Origin of the sequence: Glaciihabitans sp. UYNi722, from assembly GCF_040549465.1 — a bacterium.
Taxonomy (GTDB): Bacteria; Actinomycetota; Actinomycetes; order Actinomycetales; family Microbacteriaceae; genus Lacisediminihabitans.
Genome location: NZ_JBEPTL010000003.1, coordinates 210939 through 222554 on the forward strand (window position 1 = coordinate 210939; position 11616 = coordinate 222554).

General features: G+C 62.9%; 12 protein-coding genes. 8 read left to right on the forward strand and 4 right to left on the reverse strand.

Features of this window, described 5'->3' with window-relative positions:
• Positions 1-30: 30 nt before the first annotated feature.
• Complete coding sequence (locus tag ABIB56_RS03585) at positions 31-1401, reverse strand: ABC transporter substrate-binding protein (RefSeq protein ID WP_354567551.1); 1371 nt, start codon at positions 1399-1401, stop codon at positions 31-33.
• Between the two features lie 185 nt (positions 1402-1586).
• Between ABIB56_RS03585 and ABIB56_RS03590 the strand changes: the two genes are divergently transcribed.
• On the forward strand, positions 1587-2672 hold the full coding sequence (locus ABIB56_RS03590) for a substrate-binding domain-containing protein (RefSeq protein ID WP_354567552.1): 1086 nt from the start codon (positions 1587-1589) through the stop codon (positions 2670-2672).
• Here the strand turns inward: ABIB56_RS03590 and ABIB56_RS03595 are convergent.
• On the reverse strand, positions 2669-3055 hold the full coding sequence (locus ABIB56_RS03595) for a tautomerase family protein (protein WP_354567553.1): 387 nt from the start codon (positions 3053-3055) through the stop codon (positions 2669-2671). The two genes, ABIB56_RS03590 and ABIB56_RS03595, sit on opposite strands and share 4 nt — an antisense overlap.
• 170 nt (positions 3056-3225) lie before the next feature.
• On the opposite strand from ABIB56_RS03595, the gene ABIB56_RS03600 reads away from it, so the two are divergent.
• Positions 3226-5637 (forward strand): ATP-binding cassette domain-containing protein, encoded by a 2412-nt coding sequence (locus tag ABIB56_RS03600; protein WP_354567554.1) that lies wholly within the window; start codon positions 3226-3228, stop codon positions 5635-5637.
• Between the two features lie 21 nt (positions 5638-5658).
• Here ABIB56_RS03600 and ABIB56_RS03605 read toward each other — a convergent pair whose 3' ends face one another.
• Complete coding sequence (locus ABIB56_RS03605; protein ID WP_354567555.1) at positions 5659-6234, reverse strand: TetR/AcrR family transcriptional regulator; 576 nt, start codon at positions 6232-6234, stop codon at positions 5659-5661.
• A 123-nt stretch (positions 6235-6357) separates the two neighbouring features.
• Here ABIB56_RS03605 and ABIB56_RS03610 point away from each other — a divergent pair, with 123 nt between their 5' ends.
• Positions 6358-7257 carry an SDR family oxidoreductase gene (locus tag ABIB56_RS03610; protein WP_354567556.1) on the forward strand — a complete coding sequence of 300 codons (900 nt, stop codon included), beginning with the start codon at positions 6358-6360 and terminating at the stop codon, positions 7255-7257.
• Positions 7258-7269: 12 nt separating this feature from the next.
• Positions 7270-7959 carry an SDR family NAD(P)-dependent oxidoreductase gene (locus tag ABIB56_RS03615; RefSeq protein ID WP_354567557.1) on the forward strand — a complete coding sequence of 230 codons (690 nt, stop codon included), beginning with the start codon at positions 7270-7272 and terminating at the stop codon, positions 7957-7959.
• Between the two features lie 81 nt (positions 7960-8040).
• Here the strand turns inward: ABIB56_RS03615 and ABIB56_RS03620 are convergent, their stop codons facing one another.
• Positions 8041-8262: a helix-turn-helix domain-containing protein gene (locus ABIB56_RS03620; RefSeq protein WP_354567558.1), complete on the reverse strand. Its 222-nt coding sequence runs from the start codon at positions 8260-8262 to the stop codon at positions 8041-8043.
• 66 nt (positions 8263-8328) lie between these two features.
• Here ABIB56_RS03620 and ABIB56_RS03625 point away from each other — a divergent pair, with 66 nt between their 5' ends.
• From ABIB56_RS03625 to ABIB56_RS03645, 4 genes are all read left to right on the forward strand, one after another.
• Positions 8329-9000 carry a sulfatase family protein gene (locus ABIB56_RS03625; RefSeq protein WP_354567559.1) on the forward strand — a complete coding sequence of 224 codons (672 nt, stop codon included), beginning with the start codon at positions 8329-8331 and terminating at the stop codon, positions 8998-9000.
• A gap of 294 nt (positions 9001-9294) precedes the next feature.
• Positions 9295-10560: a mannitol dehydrogenase family protein gene (locus ABIB56_RS18475; RefSeq protein WP_502917542.1), complete on the forward strand. Its 1266-nt coding sequence runs from the start codon at positions 9295-9297 to the stop codon at positions 10558-10560.
• Positions 10557-11357: an alcohol dehydrogenase catalytic domain-containing protein gene (locus ABIB56_RS03640; RefSeq protein ID WP_354567560.1), complete on the forward strand. Its 801-nt coding sequence runs from the start codon at positions 10557-10559 to the stop codon at positions 11355-11357. Before ABIB56_RS18475 ends, ABIB56_RS03640 begins: the two co-directional genes overlap by 4 nt.
• A 74-nt stretch (positions 11358-11431) precedes the next feature.
• Positions 11432-11587, forward strand: coding sequence for a hypothetical protein (locus ABIB56_RS03645; protein ID WP_354567561.1), 156 nt, complete (start codon positions 11432-11434; stop codon positions 11585-11587).
• The last annotated feature ends 29 nt before the right edge of the window (positions 11588-11616 follow it).

An 11616-nucleotide genomic window follows, 5' to 3' on the forward strand; every position in this document is an offset into this window, starting at 1 on the left:
CTCGGGCGCGAGAGAGGGAACATCGGACGACTAACCCTTCGCCACAGACTGCAAGGTCGCCAGCGCCTGCTCGGGAGTGGCTTTGCCCCCTGCGACGGATGCAGTCGCGATACCAATCGCCTGCCCGACAGCCGTGCTCAGATCACCGAGACGTGGCTCGGTGATCTTGCTGGCGCTTCCGATCAACGTCTGCAGAGTCGGTTGCTGCTGTGAGCCATCAACGAGCTTGATGTCCGACCACTTCGGCGCGACATCGGTCAACGCAGAGATGTCGTTGAGGGAGTTCGCGACGACCTGTTGAGCGTCAGTGTTGGTCGCGAGCCAGGTCACGAAGGTTGCCGCAGCCTTCGGCGACTTTGACTTGGTGTTCACTGCCAAACCGTAGTCAGCATCGCCGAACAGGGGCGCGGGGTTTCCGGCGCCGGTGATGTCGGGGAAGGGAATCGAGACGATCGGGAACGGCTTCGCCTCGGCGACGCCCGCTGCACTGACCGCCGAGGTGGCACCCGCGACGGTGGAGTACTGCATATACCAGGTGCCCATCATGACCATCGCGGTCTTGCCAGCCAGGAAGTCATTGTTGACGTCCGGATACTGCTGCACACCGAGCGCACCCTTCTGAATGATGCCGTTGCCGAACATCGTCTTGAAGGTGGTCATCGCTTTGACCAGGCTGGGATCTGTCCACTTGGCTTTACCTGCGACGGCCTTCGACCAGACGCCCGGCTCGATGCTGTCGGCGATGGCGTGCAGGAGATCCATGTTGAACCCGCTGTCGCCCGCACCCTGCTCGAAGCAGGTCACGTTGTGGGACGCGAACGACGAGCAGACCTGTACCCAGTCGGCCAGTGTCTTCGGTGGCTTAAGCCCATACTTGGAGAAGAGTTCCGGGTTGACCCATACCGGCCCGGCGAAGGTGGAACCGACGGCGAGGGCAGCGAGCTTGCCATCCGCGGTCGTCAGCCCCGCAGGCCCGATGGCAGCGACTTTGGACTTCCAATCGCTTCCGAGCGCCTTCTTGACCACAGGCGTCAGATCCATGGCAGACCCCTGGTAGGCGGTGATGGACCCGATGCCACCGCCCGGAGCCATGTTGAACACGTCGGGGCCGACCGACGATGCCAGTGCCGGCCGAATGGCGGCGTCGTAGCTGGCCGTCGCGACCTGCTTGTAGGTCACCTTGATGTTCGGGTATTTCTTGTTGAACGCGGCGATGTACTGCTTGCCGACTCCGATTTCGGGAGTCCAGCCCCACCAGTTGATCGACCCTTTCGTAGCAGAGTCGGTCGTAGCGGCACCGGAACTGCTGCAGCCAGCCATTGCGCCGGTCACAAGAACTGCCGCGATGGTCACGGCGGCCAGGGATTTTCTGCGGGACCACTCTGGTCTAGATCCAAACATGATTGCCTCTTTCGTTTCCACATCGTCGTGGCGAAGCTTCGACGCTCGCGACGCACGTCCCATTGGGCGACGTCTCGACGATAGGTTCAAGAGAAATTGATGTCAATATTTAGCTCAAAATACGAAACCTTTCAAAAGAACAGCTATACGATACTGGCGTGGTCGAATCGAGAGAAGGACACCGGATGAGCAGTTCAGAGCCGCGCGCTTCGAAAAGGGCAGGCGTTGCTGAAGGGTCGGCCGAGGAGGCGACGCCGAAAGCGCCGCGGCCGGCCACGCTTGAGCTGGTGGCCAGGGAGGCTGCGGTATCTCTCGCCACCGCGTCCAAAGTGCTCAACGACCGACCGGGTGTTGCGCCCGAGACCAGGGAACGCGTCGCCTCGGTGTTCCGGCGCCACGGCTATACGAGGCGAGGCATGGCGGAGACCTTCGCCCCAACCATCGAGTTGGTCTTCGGCGCGCTCGACGGGGCCTGGCCGATCGAACTCATTCGAGGCGCGGTGCAGGTAGCCAGTGAGAACGGTTTCGGCGTATCAGTGACCGAAAGCGGTCACGGGCACGCGGCTGCCCCAGAGTGGATCGGGCCCGTGCTCAAGCGGCAGCCGGCCGGAGTGATACTCATCGCATCGGACCTGGCCGTGGATGCGAAGTATCAGCTTCGATCACGGAGCATTCCGTTCGTGATCGTCGATCCAGCTGGCGACCCTGCCGACGATGTTCCCTCGGTCGGATCGACCAACTGGGCGGGCGGTGTTCAGGCCACGCGTCACCTGATCGAACTCGGGCATCGCAACATCGGCGTAATCGCGGGATCGGAGACCCTGCTCGCCACCCGCGCGCGCATCGACGGATTTCGATCGGCAATGAACGAAGCGGGCCTGCCGATAAACAAGGACTTCGTAGTGGTTCTGGACTTCGACGACGAGGCCAGCCCGGAACCCGGGCTACAGCTTCTCACGCGCCCCGACCGGCCGACAGCGATCTTCGCCACGAGCGATGTGAAGGCCCTGGCGACCTATGAAGCCGCACGGACGCTGGGCCTCAGCATTCCACACGACCTCTCGATCGTCGGCTACGACGACCTGCAGTTCGCACGTTTGGCCGGCCCTCCTCTCACCACGATCCGTCAGCCGCTGAAGGAGATGGCCCAGGCCGCTGCCCAGATGATCATCGAACGTCGGCAGCACCAGCGCGCACAGGGCGCACGGGTTGAGTTGTCTACATCGCTCATCCTGCGATCGAGCACGACCGCGCCGGCACAGGTCGTCTAGGCGGGCTGTTCATGGCCGAGTTCACGTTTGGCCGGCGAGTGCCAGTTGTTGCTGCCGTCGATCTCGACAATCGAGATGAGCAGAGTATCCGGGCGGATTCCGAGCGCCTCGGTGTTGCGGATCATCGACGCGTACATATTCTGCTTGGTCTCGGGGGAGTAGCCGTGGGAGGCGAGAACCTCGATGTAGATGATGTCGTCCCGGTCAGCGTCTGGAAAGGTACGGCTGAAGACCAGTTCACCGTCATCGTGCAGTGTAAAACGCTGGAAGAGGTCGTCTTCGGGCATCAAGAGCCCTTCGACCAGGCTGGCGTGCAGCGCGGTGCTCAGTGCCTCCATCTGGGGCTTCCTCGACCGATGCATGTCGATGTGGATATGTGGCATGAGCACTCCTTGTTCGATGACCCGAATGGCCGCACTCACGCTACCTAGGTGCTAGAGATGGGTCAATATTTAGCTCAATATGCGAAAGCTTTCGAAGTGAGTACGCGTTACCGAGTGGAGAGCAGGAATCGAGAAGCGACTGTCGGTGAGCCCCAACTAGGCTGACCGCCATGGATAGAACCGCTCCTGTGACCTCTTCTTTCGCGACCACCGATACGCCGACATCCGCACAGCACGATGGCGACAGCCACGATCTGATTCGCGTACAGGGTGCGCGCGTGAACAACCTAAAAAACGTGAGCATGGAGATCCCCAAGCGCCGGCTGACCGTTTTTACCGGCGTCTCTGGTTCGGGCAAGAGCTCGCTGGTGTTCGGTACGGTTGCGGCAGAGTCTCAGCGGATGATTAACGAGACCTACAGCGCATTCGTGCAGGGCTTCATGCCGAACCTTGCCAGGCCTGACGTCGATGTGTTGGAAGGTCTGACCACAGCGATCATCGTGGACCAGGAGCGGATGGGCGCCAACTCACGCTCGACCGTCGGCACCGCCACCGACGTGAACGCCATGCTGCGCATCGTCTTCAGTCGGCTCGGCCAGCCGCACATCGGATCGCCCCAGGCGTTCTCCTTCAACGTTGCCTCCATCAGCGGAGCGGGCGCAGTCAGGCTCGAGCGCGGCGGAAAGACGGTGAAGGAGAGGCGCAGTTTCGAGATCACCGGCGGCATGTGCCCGCGCTGCGAGGGGATGGGCACCGTCAACGACATCGACCTCACCCAGCTCTACGACGATTCCAAGTCGCTGAACGGGGGTGCGCTCACCATCCCCGGATACACCGCCGACGGCTGGGGCGTGCGGATCTTCACGGGGTCAGGTTTCCTCGACGCGGACAAGCCGATCCGTGAGTACACCACGAAGGAGGTCGACGACTTCCTCTACCGCGAACCGGTGAAGGTAAAGGTCGGGGACATCAACCTGACCTATGAGGGTCTGATCCCCAAGGTGCAGAAAGCCTTCCTCTCCAAGGATCGTGAAGCAATGCAGCCGCACATCCGTGCATTCGTGGATCGCGCGGTCACCTTCACTACCTGCCCAGAGTGCGGCGGTACCCGCCTCAGCGAGGCAGCTCGCTCATCGAAGGTCGCAGGACTCAGCATCGCGGATGCCTGCGCCATGCAGATCAGCGACCTCGCCGAGTGGGTCCGCGGCCTCGACGAACCGTCGATGGCACCCCTGTTGACAGTGCTGCAGCAAACCCTCGACTCGTTCGCGGAGATCGGGTTGGGCTATTTGTCGTTGGATCGGCCGGCCGGCACGCTATCCGGCGGTGAGGCGCAGCGCACCAAGATGATCCGGCACCTCGGTTCCTCGCTCACCGACATCACCTACGTCTTCGACGAACCCACCATCGGGTTGCATCCTCATGACATCCAACGCATGAACAAACTGCTGCTGCAGCTGCGTGACAAGGGCAACACAGTGCTCGTGGTGGAACACAAACCGGAGATGATCGCGATCGCCGACCACGTCGTCGACCTGGGACCCGGTGCAGGCACGGCCGGTGGGACTATCTGTTTCGAAGGCACGATCGAAGGTCTGCGAGCCAGTGATACGCTCACCGGCCGCCATCTCGACGATCGGGCAGCTGTCAAGGAGGTGGTGCGGACGCCCACCGGCCAGCTTGCGATCCGGGGCGCGACAGAACACAACCTGCGGGACGTCGACGTCGACATCCCGCTCGGCGTTCTCGTCGTGCTGACGGGCGTCGCGGGCTCTGGCAAGAGTTCGCTCGTGCACGGATCGATCCCTGCAGGCGAGGGCGTCGTCTCGATCGGCCAGGGTGCGATCCGCGGATCGCGACGGAGCAATCCTGCGACCTACACCGGATTGCTCGACCCCATCCGCACGAGGTTCGCGAAGGCCAACGGCGTGAAGCCGGCGCTGTTCAGCGCCAACTCCGAGGGTGCCTGCCCCAACTGCAACGGTGCCGGAGTCATCTACACCGACCTGGGGGTCATGGCTAGCGTCGCAACCCCCTGCGAGGTGTGTGAGGGGAAGCGGTTTCAGGCGGCGGTACTCGACTACCACCTCGGCGGTCGCGACATCAGCGAGGTGCTCGCGATGTCGGTGACCGAGGCCGAAGGATTCTTCGGCTCCGGCGAGGCGCGCATCCCCGCCGCTCATACGATCCTGAGCCGGCTCGCGGATGTCGGGTTGGGCTACGTCAGCCTCGGACAACCGCTCACGACGCTGTCCGGTGGCGAACGGCAGCGACTCAAATTGGCCACCCATATGGCCGAGAAGGGTGGCGTTTACGTACTCGACGAGCCGACCACCGGCCTGCATCTCGCCGACGTCGAGCAACTACTAGGCCTGCTCGACCGCATCGTCGACTCCGGCAAATCCGTCATCGTGGTCGAGCACCATCAGGCCGTCATGGCGCACGCCGACTGGATCATCGACCTCGGCCCCGGTGCCGGTCACGATGGCGGTTCGATCGTCTTCGAAGGCACGCCAGCGGATCTCGTCGCTGACCGCTCCACTCTCACCGGGCAGCATCTCGCGGCGTACGTGGGCGCCTGATTGCTAGTGCGAAACGTTCGCTTAGACGCTGGCCGTTCCGGTCAGGTTGCGCAGTTCGCCGATCACCTCTATCGATATGTCGGCGAGAGATCGTTTCTCGCCCTCGCGGATCCACTGCGCGAAGGCGATTCCGAACACTGTCACCCCGGACTCGGCAGCTAGCGTGGCTGCCGGTTCGGCGACACCCCGGAGGCGGAGCGCGTCGGCCACAGTCGTAGCCAGCCCGGCGAGTTTGTGCAGTTCACGCTCCTGCAGCGCAGGATTCTGCGCGATGACGGTCTGTCGCGTGCGCGAGTACGGCCGGCGCTCGTCCGGGAAGAATGCTGCGGCAGCTCGAAGCGAAGAAGCGACGATGTCGAGCGGCGAAGCATCGGTCGGCATGGCGTCGACTCCGTCGAGGAAGGCCCGGAGGAAAAGGTCTTGGCCGTAGAACAGGACTTCGCGCTTATCGCTGAAGTGGCGAAAGAAGGTGCGCTCGGTCAGTCCGACGGACTGCGCAATCTCAGCGGCCGTCGTCTCCTCGAACCCATGGGTGGCAAAGAGCTCGAGAGCCGCCGCCTGTAGGCGTTCTCTCGCGCCGGGTTGCCATCGCACCATAGTGTCGAGTCTAGTGATGACAGCGGCTGTCGTGAGGGGTACAGTGATGTCTGTTGCTGACATCAGTCACTGACATCATCAGATTAGACGTTCCGCCGGTAGCGGAACCGAAGGAGAACTGTCATGCGCGTTTTCGTCACTGGAGCTTCCGGATGGATCGGCTCAGCCGCCGTCGACGAATTGCTCGCCGCGGGCCATGAGGTCACCGGGCTGGCCAGGTCCGACGCCTCCGCTGCGGCACTCGAAGCGAAGGGCGCTCACGTCCGCCGCGGGGATCTCGACGACCTGGACAGCATCCGTGCCGGCGCAGAGACCGCCGATGCCGTCGTCCATCTTGCGAACAAGCACGATTTCTCGAACCCTGCTGTTTCGAACGCGGCCGAGCGGGCCGCCGTACAGACCATCGGAGACGCGCTTGTCGGCACGGATCGCCCTTTCCTGTTGGCATCGGGCGTCGTCGGCCTCGCCACGGGCAGGCCGGCCACCGAGCAGGACCTGTCTCCTTTCCATGGCGCAGAGTCGCCACGAGGGGGGAGCGAGAATCTCGCCCTCGAGTTCGCCGACCGCGGCGTTCGCACAGTGAGCCTGCGCTTTTCGCCGACCGTTCATGGAACCGGCGACCACGGCTTTATTGCGGCGATCGCGGCTGTCGCTCGCCAGAAGGGTGTCTCCGGCTACCCGGGCGACGGAACCAACCGGTGGGCCGCGGTGCACCGCTCCGATGCCGCGCGCCTCGTCGCACTCGGACTCGAGAAGGCCCCGGCGGGCGCCATCCTCCACGCCGTGGGCGAAGAGGGCGTTCCGACGCGCGAAATCGCGGAGGCGATCGGGCGCGCGTTCGACCTGCCCGTCACGTCGATCGCTCCTGACGATGTCCAGGAACACTTCGGCTGGATCGGCGGTTTCTTCGCCATGGATGGCACGGCGACGAGTATCGCGACACAGGAGCTCCTCGGCTGGTCGCCGACAGGCCCGACCCTCATCGAGGATCTCGACGCCGGCGCCTACGCCGTGACCGAGTAGGAGGCCACGAACATGGGTGCACTGATAGTCTTCGGCTACGGTCCCGGAATTTCGCACGCGACAGCGGAACGCTTCGGGCGCGAGGGTTACTCCCTCGCGCTCGTCGGTCGGAATGCTGAGAGACTTGCCAGTGGGGCTGCCCGCTTGATTGCCGATGGTTTCGACGCCAGGGCCTACCAGGCCGACGCCAGCGATCTGGCGATGATCCGCCAGGTCGTCAGCGACGTCCGAAACGACCTCGGACCGGTCTCCGCCGTTCTCTGGACAGCCTTCAGGAGCGGGGGAGTGACGGATGTTCTCTCGACCCGTTCTGAGGACATCGAGCGCGTGTTCGACGTCGGAATCGCCGGCCTGCTCGCCTGCGTGCAGGAAGCGCTCGACGACTTGAAGTCGACCCCGGGGGCGGCGATCCTGGTCGCCAATGGTTCCGTGGGGGAGCAGAGTTCGGAGGCCGATGGGTTCACGAAATTTCTCGGAATTGATGGCGTCGCCCTCGAAAATGCTGCCAAGTCAAAACTCGTCGGCATTCTCGCTGAGCGTCTGCGCGAGTTCGACATCTATGTGGGCGAGGTGACGATCGCCGGATCCGTCGCCGGCACGGCGACGGCGAGTCCTACCGCAATCGATCCGTCGGACATCGCCGAGAGATTCTGGTCGCTCACCCAGGCTCGCGACATGACTCGCGTTCGGATGACCGAATAGGGCGAACGGGCGCCCCACCGTCGCAGCATCGCCAATTTGCCAGAGCTCCAGAAGGTTACCCATTCGCAGATCCGCTCGGACCTATGGGGAGCCATCCTCATCGGGGACCCAGCGCAGGATGTCGCCCGGCTGACAGCGGAGCACGCGGCAGATCGTGTCGAGGGTGGTGAAGCGCACCGCTTTGGCGCGACCATTTTTGAGTACTGCCACGTTTGCGACCGTGATGCCGATGGCATCCGCGAACTCGCCCACCGACATCTTGCGCTTGGCAAGTTCGACGTCGAGATCAACGATGATAGCCATCAGACCACTTCCGCCAGTTCGTTCTCGAGGGTGGTTGCCGAGCGCAGCAGCCCGCGTATTACAACCATGAACACAGCGAATGTCGCCGAAGCATCCCGGAGCAGCTACGTCGGTCACGGCCCGTCCTACACGGACTTCACCCCGGAACAGCTCGACGAAATCCGGCGGACCTACTATGCGATGGTCACGCTCGTCGATGACTCGGTCAAGCACATCCTCGACGAGCTGCGAGCGGCCGACCTTGAGCGCGACACACTCGTCATCTTCGTCAGCGACCACGGCGAGATGCTCGGCGACCATGGCTTGTTGCTCAAGGGACCGATGATGTACGAGGGCGCCATCCGGGTTCCCCTCATCATCTCGTGGTCCGAGCACGTTCCCTCCGGTGAACGCGTGGAGGGATTCGTCTCATCCGTGGATATCGCCGCCACGACCCGGCGGGCGGCAGGACTTGAACCCGCGGCCTTCGACCAGGGTCGTGACCTTGTCGCCGTGGCGAATGGTGCGCCAGCGTTGCCGTATGCCTGGAGCGAATACCGAAACTCCGGCTACGCCTACGATCCTGCAGTCGATACGACCATGTGTCGAGACGCAGACTACAAACTCGTCGTATGGCACGGTGAGCCGGATGCCGACCGTGGACCGGTGGGGGAGTTGTATGACCTGCGACTGGATCCTGATGAGATCGTCAATCGATGGGATGATCCGAACTATCTGGCCGCACGAATGCGACTCTAGGAGAGGTTCGCCGACGTGCAGGAACGCCATGAAAACAAATCCGCACCGCGAGTTGCTCCGTGGTGAATCGACTTCCACTCGACCAGACAGCGTCGAGTCATTGCCGAACAACGTGGGCCGACCGAATTATGACCGGGACGCTGTCAGCGTAGGGGTCGTACGCTTCGGCATGGGCGGCTTCCATCGATCGCATCAAGCGATGTATCTCGATCGGCTGATGAACGATGGGGAAGCTTCGGAGTGGGAATCTGCGGGGTCGGCACGCTCCCTTCGGATTGCCCTCTCGCTGAGGCAATGCGCGCTCAGGATGGGTTGTACACGCTGTCGATCAAGTCTCCCGACGGATCGAACTCCCTGCGCGTGATCGGGTCGATCGTGGAATACCTGTTCGCTCCGGACAACCACGATGCCGTCGTCGAACGCATGGTTGATGCCGGGGTGCGGATCGTCTCCCTGACCGTGACCGAGGGCGGCTACTTTCGCAATTTCGCTACCGGTGCCTTCGACGATTTAGCGGAACCGATTCGTCGGGGCGCTGAAAACCCTATCCGGCCACAAACCGCCTTCGGAATGGTTGTCGAGGCTCTGCGTCGGCGGCGCGAGCGCGGCATCCCGGCTTTCACGGTCATGTTGTGCGACAACATCCCGGGCAACGGTGAGGTCGCACGCGCCGCCGTCGTGGGAACCGCTCGGCTTTCCGATCCGGAATTGAGCGACTGGATCGATAAAGTTGTCGCTTTCCCGAATTCGATGGTGGACCGCATCACACCGCGCACGACCGACGACGATCGTGCGGCGGTAGAACGTGAGACGAACCTCATCGACTCTTGTCCGGTGGTCTGCGAACCATTCGAGCAGTGGGTGCTCGAGGACCGTTTCCCGATGGGCCGACCGCCTTTCGAACACGCTGGAGTGCAGATCGTCGCCGACGTCGAACCGTACGAATTGATGAAGCTACGGTTGCTCAACTGCACACACCAGGCCATGTGCTACTTCGGCACGCTCGCCGGTTACCAGTTCGTGCACGAGGCGGTAGCCGACCCCGCTATCGCCGAACTCCTCCGCCGCTACATGGATGAAGAAGCGACGCCGACTCTCCCGCCGGTTCCGGGGATAGACCTCGATGACTACAAACGGACTCTCATAGAGCGTTATTCGAACCCAGCAATATGCGACCAGCTCGCGCGGCTGTGCGCGGAGGCATCCGACCGTATCTCCAACTGGCTCATTCCCGTCGTGCAGGAAAGGTTGGCGCAGGGCGCCAGGGTTCCCTATTCCGCGGCCGTGATAGCCAGTTGGGCTCGCTACTGCGAAGGCATCGACGACGCTGGGCAGCCGCTGGAGCTCATCGACGCCCGACGAGTGGAGTTGAACACCCGCGCGAACCTGCAGCATGAAGATCCGTTGGCGTTCCTGCGCGACACAAGCATGTTCGGCGATCTGGCTGACAATGCCAGGTTCGTCGACGACTTCACCGACGTCCTCGAGAGCCTTCATCGCTTGGGCGGCCGAGCAGCACTCGCCGAAGTTCTTTCACGAAACAGCAAGGAGACAGCATGAAAGCCGCCTACCTGCCGGGAGACCGCACAGTTACGGTTCGCGAGGTCGAAACGCCGCGCCCTGGTCACGGGCAGGTCGTGCTGCGGATGCGCGCATCGACGATCTGTGGGAGCGATCTTCGCGCCATCTATCGCGAGCATCTCGGCGAGGGGCCGGAGGGCTATCAGGATGTTGTCGCCGGCCTTGAGCCCTGTGGAGAGATTGCTGAGATCGGACCGGGTGTCGACGGGTTCGCGGCAGGCGATCGCGTCGTCGTTTACCACATCAGCGGATGCGGCCAATGCGATGACTGCCGCCGCGGCTATCAGATCAGTTGCACTTCGCCTCGCCGGGCGGCGTACGGGTGGCAGCGCGATGGTGGACATGCTGATTTCCTTCTCGCTGAGTCGAGAGACCTGCTGCACCTGCCTGCGAGCCTGACGTTTCTCGATGGCGCCTGTGTGGCCTGCGGATTTGGAACGGCCTATGAGGCGTTGTGTCGACTCGACATTTCCGGGCGTGATCGTCTACTGGTCGTCGGTCTCGGCCCGGTTGGTCTGGCTGCGGGCCTGCTGGCTCGAGCCATGGGTGCCTCCGCTGTTGTCGGGGTCGACCCCAGTGGCGAGCGACGTGGCCTGGCGATCGAACTCGGTGCAGTGACAGAGGCCTCGGACGGATCAGATCTGGGTGCTCTTCTTCTTCTTGGGGCGCTGAAGCCGCCATCGACTGCTCCGGCTCTGGCGCCGGCCAGCTCTCAGCGATCACGCACACCCGCCGCTGGGGTCGAGTCGCGCTGGTCGGAGAAGGGGGCCAGTTAAGCGTGGATGTGAGCGAATCCATCATCCATTAGCAATTGACGATTCATGGATCGTGGGTATCTTCGACGGTTCGGATGGCCGAACTGCTCGATAAACTGGATCGCTGGAAACTTCACCCGTCAGTCGTGGTGACCCAGCAGTTTCCGATCGGCCAAGCATCCACCGCGTATGAGGGCGCCGATTCGGGCGTCCTCGGCAAGGTCGGTATCGTTTGGTCTGAGACCTCCTGACGATTGGTAGCCGTATGTCCCGCTTTCCC

Excerpts from the sequence above, each read along its gene's own strand:
- ABIB56_RS03585 (WP_354567551.1), bottom strand. The coding sequence starts at position 1,401 with ATGTTTGGATCTAGACCAGAGTGGTCCCGCAGAAAATCCCTGGCCGCC.
- ABIB56_RS03595 (WP_354567553.1), bottom strand. The coding sequence starts at position 3,055 with ATGCCACATATCCACATCGACATGCATCGGTCGAGGAAGCCCCAGATG.
- ABIB56_RS03645 (WP_354567561.1), top strand. The coding sequence starts at position 11,432 with ATGGCCGAACTGCTCGATAAACTGGATCGCTGGAAACTTCACCCGTCA.
- ABIB56_RS03590 (WP_354567552.1), top strand. The coding sequence starts at position 1,587 with ATGAGCAGTTCAGAGCCGCGCGCTTCGAAAAGGGCAGGCGTTGCTGAA.
- ABIB56_RS03625 (WP_354567559.1), top strand. The coding sequence starts at position 8,329 with ATGAACACAGCGAATGTCGCCGAAGCATCCCGGAGCAGCTACGTCGGT.
- ABIB56_RS03610 (WP_354567556.1), top strand. The coding sequence starts at position 6,358 with ATGCGCGTTTTCGTCACTGGAGCTTCCGGATGGATCGGCTCAGCCGCC.
- ABIB56_RS03600 (WP_354567554.1), top strand. The coding sequence starts at position 3,226 with ATGGATAGAACCGCTCCTGTGACCTCTTCTTTCGCGACCACCGATACG.
- ABIB56_RS18475 (WP_502917542.1), top strand. The coding sequence starts at position 9,295 with ATGCGCGCTCAGGATGGGTTGTACACGCTGTCGATCAAGTCTCCCGAC.
- ABIB56_RS03640 (WP_354567560.1), top strand. The coding sequence starts at position 10,557 with ATGAAAGCCGCCTACCTGCCGGGAGACCGCACAGTTACGGTTCGCGAG.
- ABIB56_RS03615 (WP_354567557.1), top strand. The coding sequence starts at position 7,270 with ATGGGTGCACTGATAGTCTTCGGCTACGGTCCCGGAATTTCGCACGCG.
- ABIB56_RS03620 (WP_354567558.1), bottom strand. The coding sequence starts at position 8,262 with ATGGCTATCATCGTTGATCTCGACGTCGAACTTGCCAAGCGCAAGATG.
- ABIB56_RS03605 (WP_354567555.1), bottom strand. The coding sequence starts at position 6,234 with ATGGTGCGATGGCAACCCGGCGCGAGAGAACGCCTACAGGCGGCGGCT.